Raw genomic sequence first — 20,558 nt, forward strand, 5'->3', positions numbered from 1 at the left:
CTGTCAAAACCGGCCGGGCCGGAAGGGCGATATGTCGATGGGTGGGTTTCGCTCAAGGATCAGATCAGTAACGAGCCGCGCGGTGGCGGCCGACTGGGTGAGCCCCAGATGGCCGTGGCCGAAGGCATAGAGAATGCGCAGGCTGGAGGAGGCCCGCCCGATGACCGGAAGCGAATCCGGCATGGAGGGGCGCGAGCCCATCCACTCCGTTCCGCCTTCGCGCTTCAGCCCCGGCAGGAAACCGGCGGCCTTGTCCAGCATGTGCCGCGCGCGCTTGTAATTGACCGGGGCATCGAACCCGGCAAACTCGGACGCGCCGCCGACGCGGATGCCGGTGGCAAGCGGCGTGACCACGAAGCCATGCGCGGGAAAGATGACCTGCCGTTTCAGATCGAAACTGCCGGGCGGCAGCGTGGTGTTGTAGCCGCGTTCGGGTGTGACCGGCACCCTCTCGCCCAGCGTCGCGGTGAGCCTGTTCGACCACGGCCCGGCGGCGAGAACGGCATGGTCTGCCTTGAGGGTTTGACCACCCTCAAGAGTGACCATGACGCCTTCGGTGCTATCGGCCAGATGAGAGACCGCTCCCGCGACAAGCTGGACGCCCCGCGCCCGGGCGGCTTCCAGCAGGGCAAGCGCATAGTCGCGCGGGTCGCTGACCGTTTTCCACTGCGGCAGGAACACGCCCTTCACCAATCCTGGCGAGAGGCCCGGCTGCAATTCTGCAAGGCGCGCGCCTTCCACGTGCTCGATCTCGACGCCGGCCTTCTCGCAACGCTCCCAGCTTTTCAGCGTGGCGCGCCATGCGGTCTCGCTCTCATAAAGCTCCAGAGCGCCATCATGGCGTACCAGATGGTCGAGCCCGGCTTCCCGCGTGAGGGTTGCGGTTTCGGCTTCGGAGAGCCGGTTCAGGGCTGCCTGCGCTGCCGTACTGGCCTCGATGCGGTCTGGCATGGAGGCGCGGAAGAAGCGCAGAAGCCACGGCAGAACCTTTGGGAACTCCGCCGGCGGAATGGAGAGCGGCCCCAGCGGATCGAACAGCCATTTGGGCGCCTTGAAGAGAATGCCGGGTGACGCCAGCGGAAGGATGGAAGGAAAGGCGAAAGCACCGGCATTGCCCCGGCTCGCGGCATTGGCCGGCGCATCGCGCTCGATGAGCACGACCTGCCGACCAGCCTCTGCAAGGCGGAACGCAGTGGCGATGCCGATGATGCCGCCGCCTATGATGGCGACATCGGCGTTTCCTTGCGAACGGGCTTTGCCCATCCTCCGCTCCTTCCGATCAGGGCTGCGTGTAGGCCGTCTTCACCGTCGTGTAGAATTCGACGGCGTAACGCCCCTGTTCGCGCGAGCCGAAGCTCGAGCCCTTCGTGCCGCCGAAAGGCACGTTGTAGTCAACACCGGCGGTCGGCAGGTTGACCATGACCATGCCGGCCTCCGACTTCTGCTTGAAGTCGCTCGCATATTTGAGCGAAGTGGTGCAGATGCCCGAGGAGAGGCCGAAGCTCGTGTCGTTGGCGACGTGCAATGCCTCTTCGTAATCCTTGACGCGGATGACGCTGGCGACAGGGCCGAAGACCTCCTCGCGGTTGATGCGCATGTCATTGCTGGTTTCGGTGAAGAGTGCAGGCGCCATATAGAAGCCGGGCTTCTCCAGCGTCAGGCGCTCGCCGCCGATGGCGAGCTTTCCGCCCTCCTGGCCGGCGATCTCGACATAGGACAGATCCTGCTCGAGCTGCTTTTCGTCAACCACCGGGCCCATCTGTGTCTTCGGGTCGAGCGCATCGCCGACGACGAGGGTCTTGAGCTTTTCGGTGAGTGCGGAGACGAAACGGTCGTGAATGCCTTTGGACACGACGAGACGGCTGGACGCGGTGCAGCGCTGGCCGGTGGAAAAGAATGCGCCGTTGAGTGCGGCACCGACTGCCACGTCGAGATCGGCATCGTCCAGAACCACAAGCGGGTTCTTGCCACCCATTTCAAGCTGCACCTTTTTCAGATGCTCGCCACAGGCTGCGGCAATGCCGCGGCCCGTGGGTACGGAGCCGGTGAAGGAGATTGCGCGGACCTTCGGGTTTTCGATCATGCGCGGGCCGAGCTCGGAACCGCGGCCCGCAACCATGTTGAACACACCTTCAGGCAGACCGGAGCGCGAGAGGATTTCTGCCAGCGCCCAGGCCGAGCCCGGCACGAGCTCGGCCGGCTTCAGCACGACCGCATTGCCATAGGCAAGTGCGGGGGCAATCTTCCAAGCCGGGATGGCAATGGGGAAGTTCCACGGGGTGATCATGCCGATAACGCCCATCGGCTCGCGGCGCATGTCCACCTCGACGCCGGGACGGATGGAATCGAGGCGCTCGCCCGGCAGGCGCACGGCCTCTCCTGCGAAGAACTTGAACACCTGACCGGCACGCACCACCTCGCCGATGCCTTCTGCCAGCGTCTTGCCTTCCTCGCGCGAAAGCAGACGGCCAAGCTCGTCTTTACGGGCGATGATCTCATTGCCGACGGCATCGAGAATGTCATAGCGCTGCTGCGGGGTAGACCGCGCCCAGCCCGGCGCTGCGTCATGCGCCGCATCGATGGCGCGATCGAGATCGGCCCCGCCGGAGCGCGCTGCCAGACCAACGACATCGCGCGTGTCGGACGGGTTGATGTTTTCAACCTGGCTATCGCCTTCGATCCATTCGCCGGCAATGTAGTTCTTGAAATGGTTGGTGCGTGTCTCGCTGAGCGCCATTGGTGGAATACCCCCGAATTCAATCAGTTTCTGTTTGTTGGCCAGTTTCAGTTCGGCCGGCAGCCTAGCGCAGACGCCGCATGCCAGTCATGCGATGCTTCGTTATGCCAGCCTGCCATTTGCACATGATGCGCTGATCGACGCTGGAAAACGCCCTGCTCCCACAAGCGGCTCACCAAACATTGCGGAAGAGTCTTTAACTCAGATTGGATCCAATATACAATCGTAAAATGAAGCATCATTCGATGCTGCGGGAGTTCGGGCACACAGCGCAGGCATGTCAGCGGGGCCGCAGGCGGGATTCAGGAAATGAAGCTGGAAACCATTGATGTAAGACAGACAGCCTCGGCGACCGACCTGGTGTTCGAAGCCCTGCGCAAGGCCATCATCGAGGGCGAACTGGCGGAAGGCGAACACCTGCGGCAGGACCGTATCGCGCAGATGTTCAACACCAGCCGCATCCCCGTGCGCGAAGCACTGCAGCGGCTGGAACAGGACGGGCTCGTGACCACCCAGCGCTACCGGGGCACGGTTGTGGCAGCTCTTTCCGCTGTGGAGATCGAGGAGATTTTCGAGTTTCGCGCCCTGCTGGAAAGCGAAGTTATCCGGCTTGCGGTGCCGGCGCTCACGCGGAAACAACTGGATGCCGCCCGCACGAACCTCGAGGCTTTTGCCACAGCCTCAGACCCGGGCGGCTGGGGCGAGGCGAACCGAAAATTCCACTATGGCCTCTATGAAGCGGCTGACCGCCCCTACCATCTGCAGATCATCCGCTCGTCACTCGACCGGGTCGACCGCTATCTGCGGGCGCAGCTCACCCTGACGGACGGCAAAAAGCGCGCCCACCGGGAACATCTCAGCATCCTTGATGCCTGCGAAAGAGGCGACGCGGATGAAGCGGCCAGCCTCACCCGCGCCCATATTCTGGATGCCGGCCGCTCGCTGCTCGCCATTCTGGAGAAGCGACGCGGCCAGAGCGTTTAGCACACTCTCTCAGCACTCTCCGGGGCGAACGACCCGGAAGCCGGCTGCGCGCGCCGTGCATGCATTGCCGAACGTGCGGCGCTGACCACCCCTGCGCGCACAGACAGGGCGGTATTCACGGGTGCAGATCTGCGGACGCTCGGGCCGGCTGGACTGAGGCCGACAGGTTCCCGGTCGCACGATCCTGAAGCCCTGCGCGCGTGCCGAACAGGCATTGCCGAACGTGCGTTGCTCGCCGCCGCGTCGCGCGCAGACGGGGTTGTATTCCATCGTGCACATCTGTGGGCGGTCCGGCCGCGGCGGACGCGGACGGTTCGGCCCTTCCTCCACGACAACGGTGCAACTGGCCAGAATGATCGCCCCACCGGCAAGCGCGGCGAAACGGGACATGAGTTTTGCAATGATCACCGGTCTTTCCCTCTCTCGACTGCAGGCATGGAGGTTCCGCGCCTTGCCCCGAAAGCAGATTAGCCGATTTTCGGGCGGCTTCCAGCCTATACCGTGACGATCACGCGACTGCCTGACCCTAGCGCAGACGCCGGATCGTATCGCCGGCGGGAAAGCAGGTCGGCGCGATGCCGTTCTTCTGCTGCCACTCGCCGATGGAGCGCCGGGTCTTGAACCCGACGAGGCCGTCAGCGCCGCCGACATCATAGCCAAGCTTTTCAAGCCCGCGCTGCATGGCCGCGACATCGCCACGATCGAAGCCGCCGACACGCTCCCATGAGCCGGAAAATTCGCTGTTGCCATACATGATGCGGTCGCCCGCGTGGCCAACGAACAGCGCGTAGAGATCGCTCTCGTTATAGTCCTTGAGGCGGTAGAAATTCGGTGTGACGATGAATGCCGGACCGAAGCGGCCTGCGGGCATCATCAGATAGCCCTCACCGCGCAGCTCATGCTCGGGAAACGCCTTGCCGCCGACCCGGCGAATGCCGAGCGCCTGCCAGTCTGCGATGCGTTTTCCACGATCAGGGCCTTCAAGCGCGCAGGACACGGATTGCGGAACGCTGACTTCAAAACCCCAGTCGCGCCCGCGCACCCAGCCATGCTGCGCCAGGTAATTGGCTATGGAAGCCAGCGTGTCGGCCTCGGATTTCCAGATGTCGGCGGTGCCGTTGCCGTCGCCATCGACGGCGTATTTCAGATAGGAACTGGGCATGAACTGCGGCTGTCCCATCGCGCCGGCCCAGGAAGAGCGCATGGCGCGCGGCGAAACACCCCGGCGCTCCACCATCTCGAGTGCCGACAGAACCTCCTCGCGGAACATCTCCCTGCGGGTTGCAAGGAATGCCTTGGTGCCAAGCACCTCAAAGGCGTCATAGGGGATTTTTGCGCGTCCGAAGCCCGATTCACGCCCCCAGATGGCAAGCACGATGCCGCGCGAGACGCCATAGCGCTTTTCGATTGCAGAAAGGACGCCCGAAAGCTGGCCGGCGCGGGAGCGGCCGCCTGAAACGACACCACCGATGTGCTGGAAATAGGCGGACGGGGCGCGGAATTCGGCCTGGTGCTGCCTGTCACTGCGCGGTTTGCTCTCTCCCGGCATAACGAGATCTGGCAGCTTCAGATTGGGCGAGACGCTGGCGAAGGCGGCGTTGAACGTAGCGGAGGAAATGCCGCGCCGCTGCGCCTCCGGCCAGAGGTCTTGTGCGAGCCAGTCGCGGAACTGCGCCTCGATGGACTGCGCCGACGCGGCACCCGCCACAAGCGAAAAGCAAAGGGCTGCAATGAGGCGGATCGAGTTGCGAAGGCTCAAGTTGCGAAGACTCAAGGCGTTTCTCCCGCTGTTCAAAAGCTCGTGCGCGACTTCAACGCTGCCGAAAGCGTTCCCTCATCCAGATAGTCGAGTTCACCGCCCACCGGCACGCCGTGGGCAAGGCGCGTGACCTTCACCTCCATGCCGGCCACCTGATCGGTGATGTAGTGGGCCGTGGTCTGCCCCTCCACCGTGGCGTTGACGGCGAGGATCAGCTCCGACACGCCGCCTTCGGCCACCCGCCCCACCAGTCCCTTGATATTGAGATCGTCCGGTCCGATCCCATCAAGCGGCGAGAGCGTGCCGCCGAGAACGTGATAGCGCGCGCTCATTGCGCCGGCGCGCTCCAGCGCCCAGAGATCGGACACATCCTCCACCACGATAATGGTGGTGCCGTCGCGGCGCGGATCGGTGCACAGCGTGCAGGGATCGCTGGTGTCGACATTGCCGCAGGTCGAACAGACCCGCACCTTGTCAACGGCCTCGGCCATGGCCGCCGTGAGTGGTGCGAAGAGCTGGTCCTTCTTCTTGATCAGATGAAGTGCAGCCCGCCGGGCCGAGCGCGGCCCGAGCCCCGGCACACGCGCCAGGAGCTGGATGAGACGTTCGATTTCCGGTCCGGCAATGGATTTGGACATGGCTGTTCCGCCCACGCATGGCCAGTGCAGGACTGGCCTTACCCTTATTCTATTAGAAAGGCAGCTTCATGCCGGGCGGGATCGGCAGGCCGGCGGTCATTTCCTGGGTCTTTTCCTGAATGGCCGCCTCGAGCTTTGATTTTGCATCGTTGTGCGCGGCGAGGATCAGGTCTTCGAGGATTTCCACATCGTCTTCCTTGAAGAGCGAGGGATCGATTTTCAGGGCCTTCATCTCGGATTTGCCGCTCAGCGTCACCTTGACCGTGCCGCCGCCGGCCTGGCCCTCGATCTCCATCTCGGCCATTTCTTCCTGCATGGCCTGAAACTTGGCCTGCATTTCCTTTGCCTTGCCCATAAGGCCCATCAGATCGCGCATTGTGGTCTCCAATTCACTCAGAAATCGTCGTCGTCATCATCGTCCGGATCGACCGGATCAATTGCGTCGCTGTCTCTTCGACCGCATCAGGGTCGGTTGCATCCGGAATGCGGATGTCGATGATCTTCGCGCCGGGGAAACGGTCGAGAATGGCCGCGACCGCCGGGTCGGCCTTCGCGTCGGCGATCGCACTCTCGCGGCGGCCCTCCTCCTGCTCGGCGAGCGTCGGCCCGCCAGCCTCGCTCGACAGCGAGACGATCCAGCGACGGCCGGTCCATTCCTTCAGCCGATTGGTGAGATCACCCATCACCGTCTTGGGCGCATCCTCAGTCAGGCTGATGTCGAGGCGACCCGGCTCAATCGAGACAAGGCGGACACACCGCTTGAGAAGAACCTTGAAGGCCATGTCGCGCTTCGCATCGGCGAGTCTGGCGATGTCCTCAAGCGATTTGAGCGGAACCGTATCGGGCACCGCCTCTTCGGCAACCACCGGCGGCTGGACCGCCACGGGCGCTGCTTCGGCTGAACGAGACGCATGGTCTGACCGCCACCGGAGACCGGCGCATGCTGGGTCGCAACGGCGGATGCCATTGCGCCACGGCCGCCATTGCCGGACGGTGAAACCCCGCCGGGCGCCGGAGGCTGGCCCTGCCCGTTGCCCGCGCCTGCCGGCATGTCGTCGAGCCGCTTCAATGCCTCATCGAGTGTCGGAAGGCTGGCGGCATGGGCGATGCGGATCAGCACCATCTCGCCGGCGGCCATGGGCCGACCGGAAGACTGTACCTCCTGAATGCCCTTGAGGAGCATCTGCCATGTCCGCGAGAGGACGCGCACAGACAGTGTTTTGGAGAATTCGAGACCGCGCGTGCGCTCATCTTCGGAAAGTGCCGCGTCTTCGGCAGCTTCCGGCACGAAACGCAGACGGGTGACCAGATGATTGAATTCGGCAAGATCGTTCAGAACCGTTGCCGGGTCGGCGCCGACGTCGTATTGCGCGCGGAACTCGGCCAGCGCAGCAGCCACATCGCCCTTCATCAGGTCTTCGAACAGGCCGATGATGCGGCTGCGGTCCGCCAGCCCCAGCATGTCGCGCACGGTTTGCGCCGTGACCTTGCCGGAGGAATGGGCAATCGCCTGATCGAAGATCGACTGGGCGTCGCGCATCGAGCCTTCGGACGCGCGCGCGATCATCGCCAATGCTTCATCTTCCGCCTCCACACCCTCGAGCCCGCCGATGCGGGCGAGATCGGCCTTGATCATGGCCGCATCGATGCGGCGCAGATCGAAGCGCTGACAGCGCGACAGGATGGTGATGGGAACCTTGCGGATTTCCGTGGTGGCGAAGATGAACTTCACATGCGGCGGCGGCTCCTCAAGCGTCTTCAACAGACCGTTGAAGGCCTGATTGGAGAGCATGTGAACCTCATCGATGATGAACACCTTGTAGCGCGCGGAAACCGGCGCGTAACGCGCCTGGTCGATGATGTCGCGTATGTCGTCGATGCCGGTATGGGAAGCGGCGTCCATCTCAACCACGTCCACGTGACGGCCTTCGAGGATGGCGCGGCAATGCTCTCCTTCCGAGGTCAATTCGACCGTCGGTCTGTCTAAGGAATCGGTCTTGTAATTGAGTGCGCGCGCCAGAATGCGGGCTGTTGTCGTCTTGCCGACACCACGTACGCCGGTCAGCATCCATGCCTGCGCGATACGCCCGGCGTTGAACGCGTTGGTGAGGGTGCGCACCATCGGCTCCTGGCCGATCAGTCCCGTGAAATCACTGGGGCGGTATTTGCGGGCAAGAACCCGGTAGGCGCCGCCGGCCCTGTCGCTTGCTTTGGTGCCGGCCTCGGTCATTGCCCTCTTGCGCTCCGTGTTTTGTCCTGACGCCGGCAGTGTCCCCTTGGACATGGTTCTGCGTCAATGGACAATGTGGACGGCAAGGCTGGAATCCGGTGAATGCGGCCAGAAAGACGAGAAGAAGGTGGGAGGCTGGCACGGCGACCCGTGCCTGGCTCGTTAGGGCTGCTTCCTTCCGGACCTGACCCGGTTGGCGAGTGGCTCGTCCACCACCAACCTCCCGGCCCCCATATCGGAAATTGTGAAGCCAAATGCAAGAGAAGAGATGTGCTTTCCTGTCAACGATCAATCATTCGCTTGCAGGCGTGCCCGGCACATTCTAGCCTCGATGAACATCATGAGGATGACCGATGCTGCCAGATGCAAAACAGGGTTTCGAGCTTGACCGACGGCTGGAGGCGGAAAGCCTGCATGTGATGTGGCTCGGGCTTTGCGAACTGCGGCTTTGCGATGACAGGCGCTGGCCCTGGCTGATCCTCGTGCCACAGCGCCCGGGCTCGGAGGAAATCCACGACCTGACGCCTCTCGATCAGGCGATGGTCAGTTTCGAGACGAATCTGGTCGCGCAGATGCTGAAAGATATGACAGGCTGCACCAAGATCAACACTGCCGCGCTCGGAAACGTGGTTCGCCAGTTGCACATCCACGTGATTGCGCGGAGTGAGGGTGATCCGGGCTGGCCAGGCCCCGTCTGGGGATATGGTGTCCGCGAACCCTATCGCCGAGAAGACCTGCACCAACTCGCCGAGACGATTCGCGGCAAGTTATGAGCCCACCTTGAAAACCGACAGATCATCTTTCATGACCTTTCCATTCTTCGACACCGCCCGCGACGAGGCGAGCCAGCGCGTCGCCTTTTCGGGAAACCGCATCGACAGGCAGGCCGAAGCCCGCACTGACGATGCCGCCGAACAGGCGCTGAAGGCCCGGGATGCGCGCCTGTTGCTGTTTGCGCAGGGGCGGCTCTTTCTGCGTGTCGAAGGTGACAGGGCTTTCGACCCCTATTTCACCCGGGACGAAACCCCGGCCTTTGCGCCCGATCTGAAACAGGCGGTGCTGCTTGGCCATGAGAACGGTGCCCCCGTGCTGGCCGTGCCGTCAGCGGCGGATATCGAGGCACTGCCCGCACCGGCCAAGGCCATCGACTATCGCTCGATCTATATGCAGGGGCTTCTGGAGCCGACCGCGCTCGGCGCGCTGGCACAGGGGGCGGCGCTTCTTGCCTGGCACGAGAGCCACCGTTTCTGCGGGCGCTGCGGCAATGAAACAGAGATGCGGGATGGTGGCTACAAGCGGCATTGTCCGACCTGCGGGCGCGATCATTTTCCGCGCACCGATCCGGTGGTGATCATGCTCGCTGTCCGTGGCGAGCAGTGCCTGCTGGGCCGCAGCCCTCATTTCGCCCCCGGAATGGTTTCCTGCCTTGCCGGTTTTGTGGAGCCCGGCGAGACAATCGAGGCTGCAGTGCGACGCGAAACGCAGGAAGAGGCGGGGATTGCCGTCGGCGCAGTCGCCTATCATGCGAGCCAGCCCTGGCCGTTTCCCTATTCGCTCATGATCGGCTGCTATGGTCAGGCCGAGAGCGAGGCGATCACCATGGATGAAAACGAGCTGGAGGATTGTCGCTGGTTTTCCCGCGACGAGGTGCGCCTGATGCTGGAAGACAGAAATCCGGACGGCCATCGCGTACCGCCTCGGGGCGCGATAGCCAACAGGCTCATCCGCGACTGGGTGTTTGGATCGGATCCACGCCAGATGGACGGCGGTTAATCTTCGTCCTCGGTCTGCGTCGCGCGGAAGGGGTGAGCCTCATAGACACCGAGAATGCGCACTTCACGCGAGAAGAAGCTCAGTTCCTCAAGCGCAAGCGCTACATTGCGGTCGTCGGGATGCCCTTCAACATCGGCATAAAACAGGGTGGAGAAGAATTTGCCGCCGAGTTGGTAGCTTTCCAGCTTGGTCATGTTGACGCCGTTGGTGGCGAAGCCGCCCATCGCCTTGTAGAGCGCGGCGGGAACGTTGCGCACCCGGAAGATGAAGGTGGTCATCATCAACTGATCCGGCGCGGTCCGCGCGGCCAGCTTCTGCTCCTTCGAAAGCACAACGAAGCGGGTAACATTGTTGTCGGTGTCCTCGACATTCTCCATGGCGATGTCGAGGCCGTAGAGCTCTGAGGCAAGCCGGGGCGCCAGCGCGGCGTTGGAACGCTCGCCCATTTCGGCAACGAGGCGGGCGGCACCCGCGGTATCGCCGGCGACCGTGCCCTTCCAGCGGTTCTTGCGGATGATGTTGCGGCACTGGCCGAGCGCATGAATGTGGCTGTAGACCGTCCTGATTTCCCCGGTCTTCACGCCCGGCAGCACCATGAGCTGAAAGTGGATCGGCAGGAAGTACTCACCGACAATGTGCAGCTTCGAACGCGGGAGAAGGTGGTGGATGTCGGCCACGCGCCCGGCGATGGTGTTCTCAATGGGGATCATTGCCAGGTCGGCGGCGCCGGTCTCGACCGCAGTAAAACAGTCTTCAAAGGTTGGACACGGAAGCGGCTCCATGTCGGGAAACATGTTGCGGCAGGCCGTATCGGAATTTGCACCGGGTTCGCCCTGAAAGGCGATCTTGTTTGTCTTGGCTGCCATGATCATGTGTCCGTTTGCAATGCTAGTATCTGCCTGGCTTTCTCCAGGTCTTCTGGCGTATCGACGCCAAGCGGAACCGAAGCGACGATCTGCGCATCAATGCGCATACCGGCCTCCAGCGCCCGCAACTGCTCAAGCCGCTCGCGCTGCTCGAGCACCGATGGCGCAAGGGAGACGAAACGCTCCAGCGCCGCGCGACGATAAGCGTAGATGCCGACATGGTGGTAGAGCGGCCCTTCGCCCCATGGGGCGGTGGCGCGGGTGAAATAGAGTGCGCGCAGCCGCGACGGTTCGTCATCGCGCGGCGCCCCCACGATCTTCACCACGTTCGGATTGATCTTCTCCGCCTCGTCCACGATCTCGACGCCGAGCGTGGCGATGTCGACCCGGGGATCGTCCAGCGGGCCGGCAACGGCGCGGATGTCCTCAGGGGCGATGGTGGGCAGATCGCCCTGTAGATTGATAATGCTCTCATAGCGACCATCCGGATCGATGCTGCCCAGAGCCTCGAAGATGCGATCGGAACCGGATTGATGGTCGGCGCGGGTCATAATGGCTGTGAAACCGGCTTTCTCGACGGCGTCGGCCACCTCTTTCGAATCGGTTGCGACCGCAACCTGCCCGGCGCCGCTCTCCAAGGCCCGACGTGCCACCTGAACGATCATCGGCAGGCCGGCAATGTCCGCCATCGGTTTGCCGGGCAAACGTGTCGAAGCCATGCGCGCGGGAATGACGATGAGGCTGGACATCGGGGCGGGAACTCTCTTGAATCGCTAAAGTGGCAAAAAGTCTCACTGGGAAGTGCCTTATATGTGTTGCATGCGCGGAGCAAAAGACCTAGTTTCCGCGCGATTTTACCGGCAACGGCCGAACGCGGGGGACAACGGCGCTGAAGTTTCGTTCTTCTCGCCGCCGCGAGCGTCCGGAATAGGGAGCCTCAGGGCGTATGAACTCGTTCGAACTCAACAAAATCCTCGGCGCGCTGCTTGGCGCCGTTTTCGTCATCTTCTCGGTCAGCATTCTTTCGGACGCGATCTTCTCCTCGCCTCCGCCGGCCACACCGGGCTATGCGATCGAGGTGGCTGAGGACGATGGGGCCGGTGCGTCCGACGAACCGGCAGAGCCAGAGTCCATTGCGCCGCTGCTGGCTTCCGCCGATGCAGGCAAGGGCGAGAACATCTTCAAGCGCTGCCAGGCCTGCCATACTGTCGATGACGGCGGCGCCAACAAGGTCGGCCCCAATCTCTGGGAGATCGTCGATCGCCCAATCGCCAGCCATGAGGGCTTCGGTTATTCGGCCGCCATGCAGGAATTCGCACAGGGCGGCAGCGTCACGTGGACCTATGAAAACCTGGATCATTTCCTGGCCAATCCGAAGGGGTTCATTTCCGGGACCGCTATGGCATTCGCCGGCCTCAAAAAGATCGAGGACCGCGCCGACCTGATCGCCTATCTGCGCCAGCACGCTTCAAGCCCGGTGCCTCTGCCTGAACCCGAGGCCGAAGGTGGTGACGACGCGGCTGCAGCGCCTGCCGAGAGCGAAGAAGCCGCACCGGCCGCTGAAGGCGAGGCGACGCCCGCTGAAGAAACGGCCGCACCAGCCGAAGCGCCCAGCAACGAAAGCTCTGCGCCTGATGAGGAAGCCCCGGCTGAAGAGGCTCCTGTCGAGGACGGCGACAGCGCCGCATCCGGCAACTAACGAAAATTTAATTTTGGCAAACTTGAAAAAGCCGGTTTCGACCGGCTTTTTTGTTACCTGAAAGAAGCTTTCAGGGAGACCGTATCCCTTGCCATGCGTGGGGGATGGTCTACCTTTCGGCTGGGAACCAAAAACAATATGAGGAGAATGCCATGCGGGTGATCGGTGCGAGAGCAACATGGGCGGCCTGTCTCGCCACGGCTCTTATGTTCGCCAGCCATCCCGCCCGCGCCGAAGACGAATGGCTTACCAACTCGTCCCTCATCCAGCCCGAAAGCGAACAGGGGCCTTTCGAGCGCTACGACTATGTGAACCCCGACGCCCCCAAGGGCGGGACGCTGAATTCGGTGGCACTTGGCACCTATGACAGTTTCAACCCGTTCATCGTGCGCGGCACGCAGGCGGCGGGGCTCAACTATTTCGGCGGCTTCCTCTGGGACACGCTGATGCAGCAGTCGCTGACAGAGCCGAGCACGAGCTATCCGCTGATCGCCGAGGCCTTCAAGCATCCAGAAGACAATTCTTCCGCCACCTATCGCATCAACCCGAAAGCGCGCTGGCACGATGGTGCGCCGATCACGGCGGAAGACGTGGTCTGGTCTATCAACATGCTCAAGAAGCACAGCCCCCAGCACACGCGCTATTTCTCCAGCGTGGTGGAGGCGATGGCCCTTTCCGAGCGTGAGGTGGAGTTCCGCTTCGACCAGAAGGGCAACAAGGAACTGCCACACATCATGGGCGACCTGCCGGTTCTGCCCAAACACTGGTGGGAAGGCACGGACGCCGACGGCAAGAAGCGCAACTTCACCCAGCCCACGCTCGAGCCGCCGCTGGGCAGCGGACCTTACAGGATCGAGAGCTTTACGCCCGGTTCCGAGATCGTGTGGAAGCGGGTGGAGGATTACTGGGCAGCCGATCTGCCGGTGAATGTCGGGCGCTACAATGTAGACCGGCGCAAATACACCTACATCCAGGATGAGAACGCTGCCTGGCTCGCCTTCACCAAGGGCGGCCTGCAGGACATCCGCGTGGAGACCCGCTCGCGCCGCTGGGCGACGGAATACACGTTCCCGGCCGTGAAAGATGGCGATGTCATCAAGAAAGAGTTTCCGACCGGCGGCGCCGAGCCCATGCAGGGCTTCGTGCTGAACACCCGCCGACCCAAGTTTCAGGACCGCCGCATCCGCGAGGCGCTGACCCTCGCCTTCAACTTCGAAGACATGAACCGGACGCTGTTTTTCGACAGCTATACCCGCACGGACAGCTATTTCGAAGGGACCGAGCTGGCCGCCACCGGCCTGCCGGAGGGGCGTGAACTGGAGATACTCGAAGAATTCAGGGACAAGCTTCCGCCGGAACTTTTCACCGAGGAATTCAGGCTGCCGGTCTACGACAATCCGCAGGCGGAACGAACCTATCTGCGCGAAGCCATCAAGCTCTTTTCCGAAGCGGGTTGGAGCATCAAGAGCGGCAAGATGACGAACAATGGCACGGGCCAGCAGTTTACCATCGAGTTTCTCGGTAACAGCCCCACTGACGAGATAACGACGGGGCCTTACATGGCGGCGCTGCGCAAGATCGGCATCGACGTATCGCTGCGCATCATCGATCCCTCGCAATATGTAAACCGCATCCGGAACTTCGATTTCGACGCGGTGGCGAGCATCTTCGTCAACTCGCTTTCTCCGGGCAATGAGCAGCGCGAATACTGGGGTTCCAAGGCCGCCGACACGCCCGGCACCCGCAATCTTGCCGGCGTGAAGGATCCGATCGTCGACGCGCTGGTCGAGAAGATCATCTATGTGAAGGACCGTGAAGAACTGATCGCGGCCAGCCGGGCGCTCGACCGCGTGCTTCTGTGGAACTACTACTGGGTGCCGCAATGGCACGCGCCCTATGTCCGCATTGCCTACTGGAACAAGTTCGGCATGCCGGAGAAGCAGCCCGAATATGCCGGCGTCGACCTTGATTCCTGGTGGATCGATCCGGAGCATGAGAAGGCTCTCGCCGCCAAATACCGGAGCCAGAATTGAGCGGGCGCGCCACGGTACCGCATCGGCTCCCGCGTCGGGACTTCCTGTCGCTCGCCGGTGCGGCCATCGCCACGCCTCTTTTGCCGCGCGACGTGTTCGCCAATGTGGAGACGGGCACGCCGCTGCATGGTCTTTCGGCGTTCGGCGATCTGAAATATGCGCCGGGCTTCAGCCGTTTCGACTATGCCAGCCCGGAGGCGCCGAAGGGCGGCACCTTCAACTTCCAGCCCGGTTACTGGTACTACAACCAGAACGTCCTGACCTTCAACACGCTGAATGCCTTCGTGCGCACCGGGGATGCGCCGCCGCGCATGGAGATATGTTACGATTCGCTGATGGTGCGGGCCTATGACGAGCCTGACGCAATCTACGGGCTTCTGGCCGAGAGCGTGACACTTTCCGACGACCGCAACGGGTTCACCTTCAAACTTCGGCCGGAGGCGCGTTTTCATGATGGCTCGCCTGTCACCGCCGCCGACGTGGCCTTCACTTACAATCTGCTGAAGGAGAAGGGGCATCCTCAATTGCAGTTGCCTCTTACCGAGATGACCGAGGCCTCGGTGGAAGGGCCCGACCTGGTCCATCTGCGGTTTTCCGGGCGGCAATCGCGGCGCAACATTCTGACCGTGGCCGGGTACCCGATTTTCTCAAAGGCCTTTGTCGAGGAGAACGGCTTCGACAGTTCCCGTCTCGTCCCGGTGCTCGGCTCCGGCCCTTACAAGGTGGGCCGGTTCTCCGCCGGGCGCTACGTGGAATATGAGCGGGTTGCAGACTACTGGGCGCGCGAGCTTGGCCCTGCAAAGGGGTTCAACCATTTCGACACGATCCGCATCGACTTCTACCGCGACCGCAATGCCGGGTTCGAGGCTTTCAAGAAGGGCGATGTCTACTGGCGCGAAGAGTTCACCGCGCGCGTTTGGGCTACGGGATACGATTTTCCGGCCATCCGCGACGGACGCGTGGTGCAGACTTATATCCCCGGTGAAAAGCGCCTGCAGCTCTATGGCCTGGTGCTGAACCAGCGGCGCGAGCAGTTCAAGGATGTGCGGGTGCGCGAGGCCATCAGCCTGTGCTTCGACTTCGAATGGACGAACCGCAACCTCTTCTACGACGCCTATGCGCGATCGCACTCCTTCTTCGAGCGCTCGCCTTACATGGCCGAGGGGGAACCCTCACCCGAGGAGCAGGCGCTGCTCGACCGGTTTCGCGGCGAGGCGCCGGAGGCAGCGTTTGGCGAGGCGGTGAAGCAGCCGGTTTCGATGGTTCCGGCCGCGACCGCAACAATCTGAGACGTGCGCGCCAGCTTCTGACAGAGGCCGGCTGGACCTCGCGTGACGGTGTTCTCCACAATGAGAAGGGCACGCGCTTCACGCTGGAATATCTGGTGCGGGATGAACTCTTCCTGCGGCAGGATGCGAGCTTCGGCGAGAACCTGCGGGCCATCGGCATCGACGCTTCCACCCGCGTGGTCGATGCCTCACAGTATCAAAGCCGGCAGAATGCGTTCGATTTCGACATGATCTCCATGGCGATCGGCCTGACGGCCACTCCGGACGCGAACGGGCTCGAACAGATATTCCATTCGCGCACGGCGGGTGTGGAAGGTTCCTACAACTTCGCCGGCACGGCCGACCCGGTTGTCGATGCGCTGGTCGAGATTGCCGGAGAGGCAAAAAGCCGCGACGAACTGACCGTCACGCTAAAGGTGCTGGACAGGGTCTTGCGTGCGAGGCGCGACTGGATTCCAAATTGGCATCTGACGAATCACCGTGTGGCCCACTGGGACATGTTCGGGTACAGCGACAACAAGCCGGATTACTTCTTCCCGGTGGAATCGCTCTGGTGGTTCGAGGCAAAAAAGGCAAAAGCGATTGGCAAGGCGTAAGCGCGGCGTGGCAGATTTTATCTCAGTTCCAAACATGAATAGAGCGGCTGACTGATGGGCGCCTATATCCTGCGTCGTCTGCTGCTCATGATCCCGACCCTGTTCGGCATCATGGCCATCTCCTTCATCGTCGTGCAGTTTGCACCGGGCGGCCCCGTGGAACAGGTGATCGCACAGATCACCGGCCAGGCCGGCGGCGCGGATGCGCGCATCTCCGGCGGTGGCGGCGATTTCGGCAATCAGGGTTTTGACGGTGGGACTGTCGAAGGCAGCGGCGTGACCTCGAAATATCGCGGCGCGCAGGGTCTCGATCCCGAGTCATCGCTTCGCTTGAAAAGCAGTTCGGTTTCGACAAGCCGCCTCTCGAACGCTTCGCCCTGATGATCTGGAACTATGCGCGGTTCGACTTCGGCGAGAGCTATTTCCGCGACATTTCGGTGATCGACCTGATCCTTGAGAAAATGCCGGTCTCGATTTCGCTCGGCCTCTGGATCACGCTGATCTCCTACGGAATTTCCATTCCGCTCGGCATCCGCAAAGCCGTGAAGGACGGCTCGGCGTTCGATGTGTGGACCAGCGGTGTGGTGATCGTTGCCTATGCCATTCCGGGCTTTCTGTTCGCCATCCTCCTGATGGTTCTTTTCGCCGGCGGCTCCTTCTTCGACTGGTTTCCGCTGCGCGGCCTGACCTCCGACAACTGGGAGAGCCTTTCCTGGCCGGCGCGCATTCTCGATTATTTCTGGCACCTTGCCCTGCCGCTGACGGCCATGGTGCTCTCGGCCTTCGCCACGACGACGCTTCTGACGAAGAACTCATTTCTCGATGAAATCCGCAAGCAGTATGTGGTGACCGCACGCGCCAAGGGGCTTTCGGACCGGCAGGTGCTCTACGGCCACGTCTTCCGCAATGCGATGCTGATCATCATCGCCGGCTTTCCAGGCGCGTTCATCTCGGCGTTCTTCACCGGGTCGCTGCTGATCGAGAGTATTTTCTCGCTCGACGGGCTTGGGCTTCTGGGCTTCCGTTCGGTGATCGACCGCGATTACCCGGTGGTGTTCGCCAATCTCTACATCTTCTCGCTGATGGGTCTGTTTATCAGCCTCATCTCGGATGTGACCTACACGCTGATAGACCCCCGCATCGATTTCGAGCGGAGGGATGTGTGATGTCCGATATTCAGGTGCAAAGCGAAGTGGCGGCGGCGCGGCGCCCCGGCAGACGGCCTTGGCTTTCGCCGATCAACAGGCGCCGCTGGCAGAATTTCTGCGCCAACCGGCGGGGCTACTGGTCTCTCTGGATATTCCTGATCCTGTTCGTGCTGTCGCTGTTTGCCGAATTCCTCGCCAACGACAAACCGATCCTCGCCTATTACAAGGGAGAGGTTCTGTTCCCGGTTCTGGTGGATTATCCGGAAGAGAAATTCGGGGGCTTCCTTGCTGTAACCGACTACCGCGATCCGATCATCTCCGAGGAGATCGCGGCCAATGGGTGGGTGGTGTGGCCGCCCATCCGCTATTCCTACCGCACGGTGAACAACGAAATACCGGAGGCGGCGCCAGCCAAACCTTCATGGATGTACTCCAAAGAGGAGCGCTGCGGGCGCTATCTGCATGGGGTGGACGACCCGGCCTGCACGCCCGGCAACTGGAACTGGCTCGGCACGGATGACCAGGCGCGCGATGTGCTTTCGCGCGTGATCTACGGGTTCCGTATTTCGGTTCTTTTCGGCCTGATCCTGACCGGTGCCTCGGCGCTGATCGGTGTGAGCGCCGGCGCGATACAGGGCTATTTCGGCGGCTGGACGGACCTTCTCTTCCAGCGCTTCATCGAGATATGGTCCTCCATTCCGGTGCTCTATCTGATCCTGATCATCGCGGCCGTTCTGCCGCCGGGTTTCTTCATCCTGCTCGGCATCATGCTGCTTTTCTCGTGGGTGGCTTTCGTGGGCGTCGTGCGCGCCGAATTTCTGCGCGCCCGCAATTTCGAATATGTGAGTGCGGCACGGGCGCTTGGCGTTTCCAACCGGACGATCATCTTCCGCCACCTTCTGCCCAATGCGATGGTGGCCACCCTCACCTTCCTGCCCTTCATCCTGAACGGCTCGATCACGACACTGACATCGCTCGACTTTCTGGGCTTCGGCCTGCCGCCGGGCTCGCCATCGCTGGGTGAATTGCTGCGGCAGGGCCAGCGCAACCTCAACGCCCCCTGGCTCGGCATCGCCGGCTTCCTGAGCCTTTCGATCATGCTGTCGCTCCTGATCTTCATCGGCGAAGCCGTGCGCGACGCCTTCGACCCGCGGAAGACGTTCAAATGAGTGACACCCCCCTCCTCTCGATCCGCGATCTATCCGTGTCCTTCCGGCAGGGCGCGCAGGAGACGCTTGCGGTCGATCGCATCTCATTCGACATCGCGCGTGGCGAGACCGTTGCGCTTGTGGGGGAATCGGGGTCCGGGAAATCGGTTTCGGCACTCTCGGTCCTGCGGCTTTTGCCCTATCCGGCGGCGAGCCATCCCTCCGGCGAAATCCTCTACAATGGCGTGGACATCCTTGCCGCCGATGAAGCGACACAGCGCAAGGTGCGCGGCAACGAGATCTCCATGATCTTTCAGGAGCCGATGACCTCGCTCAACCCGCTGCACACCATCGAGCGCCAAGTGGGTGAGGTGTTGAAACTGCATCGCGGAATGAGTGACAAGGCAGCGCGGGAGCGGACCCTTGAATTGCTGGAGCAGGTCGGCATCCGTGACCCGGAAAAACGACTCGATTCCTTTCCGCACCAGCTTTCCGGCGGCCAGCGCCAGCGCGTAATGATCGCCATGGCGCTCGCCAACGAGCCCGACCTCCTGATCGCCGATGAACCGACCACCGCGCTCGACGTGACGGTGCAGGCGCAGATCCTGGAGCTTCTGGCCGATCTGCGGCGCAAGAAATCCATGTCGATGCTGTTCATCACCCACGATCTCGGCATTGTGCGTAAGGTGGCGGACCGGGTCTGCGTGATGACCGACGGCAAGATCGTGGAAAGCGGGCCAACGGAGGAGATATTCACCAACCCTCAGCACGCCTATACGCGCCATCTGATCGAAGCCGAGCCAAAGGGACGGCCGCCCAGGGCGGACGCCAATGCCGAAACGGTGATGAAGGGCGACGAGATCAAGGTCTGGTTCCCGGTGAAAAAGGGGCTGCTGCGCCGCACGGTCGACTACATCAAGGGTGTCGACGGGGTGGACGTGACCGTCCGCGCGGGCCAGACGCTCGGCGTGGTGGGTGAATCGGGCTCCGGCAAAACGACTCTCGGCCTGGCCCTTGCACGCATGATCGGCTCGGAGGGGCATATCCACTTTTCTGGCAACGAGATCGATCATCTCTCGTTTCGGCAGATGCGTCCCTACAGGCACGACTTGCAGGTGGTGTTTCAGGATCCCTATGGTTCGCTCAGCCCGCGCATGTCTGTTGCCGAAATCATCGAGGAAGGCCTGCGCATTCACGAGCCCGGCCTTTCAGCCGATGAACGCGACGCGATGGTGGTCGATGTCCTGAAGGAGGTCGACCTCGATCCCGACAGCCGGTTTCGCTATCCGCATGAATTTTCCGGCGGGCAGCGTCAGCGTATCGCCATTGCCCGTGCCATGGTGCTGAAGCCGCGTTTCGTGATGCTGGACGAGCCCACCTCGGCACTCGACATGAGCGTGCAGGCGCAGGTGGTGGACCTTCTGCGCGATTTGCAGAAGCGGCATAACCTGGCCTATCTCTTTATCAGCCATGACCTGAAAGTGGTGCGCGCGCTTGCCAATGAGGTGATCGTCATGCGCGCCGGCAAGGTGGTGGAGGCCGGTCCGGCGGAGCAGATTTTCGATGCACCGCAGACCGACTACACACGCGCGCTGATCGCAGCCGCGTTCAACATCGAAGCCACGCCTGGAGGCGTGGTCAGCGAATAAAAATCGAGG

At 62.3% G+C, this 20,558-nt stretch carries 15 protein-coding genes, 1 other RNA gene and 3 pseudogenes; 9 read left to right on the forward strand and 10 right to left on the reverse strand.

Going from position 1 to position 20,558, the window contains the following annotated elements:
• Nucleotides 1–3: 3 nt before the first annotated feature.
• Both JCM21793_RS06790 and JCM21793_RS06795 read right to left on the reverse strand, forming a co-directional pair.
• Nucleotides 4–1,263, reverse strand: coding sequence for an NAD(P)/FAD-dependent oxidoreductase (locus JCM21793_RS06790; protein WP_025029881.1), 1,260 nt, complete (start codon nucleotides 1,261–1,263; stop codon nucleotides 4–6).
• 16 nt (nucleotides 1,264–1,279) lie between these two features.
• Nucleotides 1,280–2,737: an aldehyde dehydrogenase family protein gene (locus JCM21793_RS06795; RefSeq protein WP_025029882.1), complete on the reverse strand. Its 1,458-nt coding sequence runs from the start codon at nucleotides 2,735–2,737 to the stop codon at nucleotides 1,280–1,282.
• A gap of 309 nt (nucleotides 2,738–3,046) precedes the next feature.
• Between JCM21793_RS06795 and JCM21793_RS06800 the strand changes: the two genes are divergently transcribed.
• Nucleotides 3,047–3,721 carry a GntR family transcriptional regulator gene (locus JCM21793_RS06800; protein WP_025029883.1) on the forward strand — a complete coding sequence of 225 codons (675 nt, stop codon included), beginning with the start codon at nucleotides 3,047–3,049 and terminating at the stop codon, nucleotides 3,719–3,721.
• Between the two features lie 9 nt (nucleotides 3,722–3,730).
• Here the strand turns inward: JCM21793_RS06800 and JCM21793_RS06805 are convergent, their stop codons facing one another.
• The 6 genes and pseudogenes from JCM21793_RS06805 to ffs all read right to left on the reverse strand — a co-directional run bounded on the left by JCM21793_RS06805 (nucleotide 3,731) and on the right by ffs (nucleotide 8,572).
• Nucleotides 3,731–4,129, reverse strand: coding sequence for a Kazal-type serine protease inhibitor domain-containing protein (locus tag JCM21793_RS06805; RefSeq protein ID WP_007009202.1), 399 nt, complete (start codon nucleotides 4,127–4,129; stop codon nucleotides 3,731–3,733).
• Between the two features lie 118 nt (nucleotides 4,130–4,247).
• On the reverse strand, nucleotides 4,248–5,480 hold the full coding sequence (locus JCM21793_RS06810; protein ID WP_025029884.1) for a lytic murein transglycosylase: 1,233 nt from the start codon (nucleotides 5,478–5,480) through the stop codon (nucleotides 4,248–4,250).
• A gap of 32 nt (nucleotides 5,481–5,512) precedes the next feature.
• Entirely contained in the window at nucleotides 5,513–6,118 is a 606-nt protein-coding gene (recR, locus tag JCM21793_RS06815) for a recombination mediator RecR (protein ID WP_025029885.1), read from the reverse strand.
• Between the two features lie 52 nt (nucleotides 6,119–6,170).
• Complete coding sequence (locus JCM21793_RS06820) at nucleotides 6,171–6,494, reverse strand: YbaB/EbfC family nucleoid-associated protein (RefSeq protein ID WP_007009199.1); 324 nt, start codon at nucleotides 6,492–6,494, stop codon at nucleotides 6,171–6,173.
• Nucleotides 6,495–6,511: 17 nt separating this feature from the next.
• A pseudogene (locus JCM21793_RS24560) lies at nucleotides 6,512–8,348 on the reverse strand (DNA polymerase III subunit gamma/tau).
• A 127-nt stretch (nucleotides 8,349–8,475) separates the two neighbouring features.
• Nucleotides 8,476–8,572, reverse strand: an RNA gene (gene ffs / locus JCM21793_RS28620) — signal recognition particle sRNA small type.
• Between the two features lie 129 nt (nucleotides 8,573–8,701).
• Here ffs and JCM21793_RS06830 point away from each other — a divergent pair.
• Together JCM21793_RS06830 and nudC are read left to right on the forward strand one after the other, a co-directional pair.
• On the forward strand, nucleotides 8,702–9,121 hold the full coding sequence (locus JCM21793_RS06830) for an HIT domain-containing protein (RefSeq protein WP_007009197.1): 420 nt from the start codon (nucleotides 8,702–8,704) through the stop codon (nucleotides 9,119–9,121).
• 31 nt (nucleotides 9,122–9,152) lie between these two features.
• A complete protein-coding gene (gene nudC / locus JCM21793_RS06835; protein WP_025029886.1) occupies nucleotides 9,153–10,121 on the forward strand; it encodes an NAD(+) diphosphatase in 969 nt (322 codons plus the stop codon).
• Here nudC and JCM21793_RS06840 read toward each other — a convergent pair.
• Together JCM21793_RS06840 and JCM21793_RS06845 are read right to left on the reverse strand one after the other, a co-directional pair.
• Nucleotides 10,118–10,990 carry a prephenate dehydratase gene (locus tag JCM21793_RS06840; protein WP_086008152.1) on the reverse strand — a complete coding sequence of 291 codons (873 nt, stop codon included), beginning with the start codon at nucleotides 10,988–10,990 and terminating at the stop codon, nucleotides 10,118–10,120. The genes nudC and JCM21793_RS06840 overlap by 4 nt on opposite strands.
• The gene (locus JCM21793_RS06845; protein WP_025029888.1) at nucleotides 10,990–11,736 is read right to left on the reverse strand and encodes a 3-deoxy-manno-octulosonate cytidylyltransferase; all 747 of its coding nucleotides are present in this window, start codon (nucleotides 11,734–11,736) and stop codon (nucleotides 10,990–10,992) included. The genes JCM21793_RS06840 and JCM21793_RS06845 overlap by 1 nt, the downstream gene beginning before the upstream one ends.
• A 197-nt stretch (nucleotides 11,737–11,933) precedes the next feature.
• On the opposite strand from JCM21793_RS06845, the gene JCM21793_RS06850 reads away from it, so the two are divergent.
• From JCM21793_RS06850 to JCM21793_RS06875, 6 genes and pseudogenes are all read left to right on the forward strand, one after another.
• Nucleotides 11,934–12,686, forward strand: a complete 753-nt coding sequence (locus tag JCM21793_RS06850) for a c-type cytochrome (RefSeq protein WP_025029889.1) — start codon at nucleotides 11,934–11,936, stop codon at nucleotides 12,684–12,686.
• A 152-nt stretch (nucleotides 12,687–12,838) separates the two neighbouring features.
• Entirely contained in the window at nucleotides 12,839–14,719 is a 1,881-nt protein-coding gene (locus tag JCM21793_RS06855; RefSeq protein WP_025029890.1) for an extracellular solute-binding protein, read from the forward strand.
• Nucleotides 14,716–16,604, forward strand: a pseudogene (locus JCM21793_RS24565) (extracellular solute-binding protein). The gene JCM21793_RS06855 and the pseudogene JCM21793_RS24565 overlap by 4 nt, the downstream one beginning before the upstream one ends.
• Nucleotides 16,605–16,658: 54 nt before the next feature.
• A pseudogene (locus tag JCM21793_RS24570) lies at nucleotides 16,659–17,770 on the forward strand (microcin C ABC transporter permease YejB).
• The gene (locus JCM21793_RS06870) at nucleotides 17,770–18,921 is read left to right on the forward strand and encodes an ABC transporter permease (protein ID WP_025029891.1); all 1,152 of its coding nucleotides are present in this window, start codon (nucleotides 17,770–17,772) and stop codon (nucleotides 18,919–18,921) included. The pseudogene JCM21793_RS24570 and the gene JCM21793_RS06870 overlap by 1 nt, the downstream one beginning before the upstream one ends.
• On the forward strand, nucleotides 18,918–20,549 hold the full coding sequence (locus JCM21793_RS06875) for an ABC transporter ATP-binding protein (RefSeq protein WP_025029892.1): 1,632 nt from the start codon (nucleotides 18,918–18,920) through the stop codon (nucleotides 20,547–20,549). Before JCM21793_RS06870 ends, JCM21793_RS06875 begins: the two co-directional genes overlap by 4 nt.
• The last annotated feature ends 9 nt before the right edge of the window (nucleotides 20,550–20,558 follow it).

It is taken from the genome of Nitratireductor aquibiodomus NL21 = JCM 21793, from assembly GCF_000615975.1.
Lineage (GTDB): Bacteria > Pseudomonadota > Alphaproteobacteria > Rhizobiales > Rhizobiaceae > Nitratireductor > Nitratireductor aquibiodomus.

Coding starts and splice junctions, on each gene's coding strand:
- JCM21793_RS06790 (WP_025029881.1), bottom strand. CDS start 1,263: ATGGGCAAAGCCCGTTCGCAAGGAAACGCCGATGTCGCCATCATAGGC.
- JCM21793_RS06800 (WP_025029883.1), top strand. CDS start 3,047: ATGAAGCTGGAAACCATTGATGTAAGACAGACAGCCTCGGCGACCGAC.
- recR (WP_025029885.1), bottom strand. CDS start 6,118: ATGTCCAAATCCATTGCCGGACCGGAAATCGAACGTCTCATCCAGCTC.
- JCM21793_RS06855 (WP_025029890.1), top strand. CDS start 12,839: ATGCGGGTGATCGGTGCGAGAGCAACATGGGCGGCCTGTCTCGCCACG.
- JCM21793_RS06850 (WP_025029889.1), top strand. CDS start 11,934: ATGAACTCGTTCGAACTCAACAAAATCCTCGGCGCGCTGCTTGGCGCC.
- JCM21793_RS06875 (WP_025029892.1), top strand. CDS start 18,918: ATGAGTGACACCCCCCTCCTCTCGATCCGCGATCTATCCGTGTCCTTC.
- JCM21793_RS06870 (WP_025029891.1), top strand. CDS start 17,770: ATGTCCGATATTCAGGTGCAAAGCGAAGTGGCGGCGGCGCGGCGCCCC.
- JCM21793_RS06795 (WP_025029882.1), bottom strand. CDS start 2,737: ATGGCGCTCAGCGAGACACGCACCAACCATTTCAAGAACTACATTGCC.
- JCM21793_RS06830 (WP_007009197.1), top strand. CDS start 8,702: ATGCTGCCAGATGCAAAACAGGGTTTCGAGCTTGACCGACGGCTGGAG.
- JCM21793_RS06820 (WP_007009199.1), bottom strand. CDS start 6,494: ATGCGCGATCTGATGGGCCTTATGGGCAAGGCAAAGGAAATGCAGGCC.
- JCM21793_RS06845 (WP_025029888.1), bottom strand. CDS start 11,736: ATGTCCAGCCTCATCGTCATTCCCGCGCGCATGGCTTCGACACGTTTG.
- nudC (WP_025029886.1), top strand. CDS start 9,153: ATGACCTTTCCATTCTTCGACACCGCCCGCGACGAGGCGAGCCAGCGC.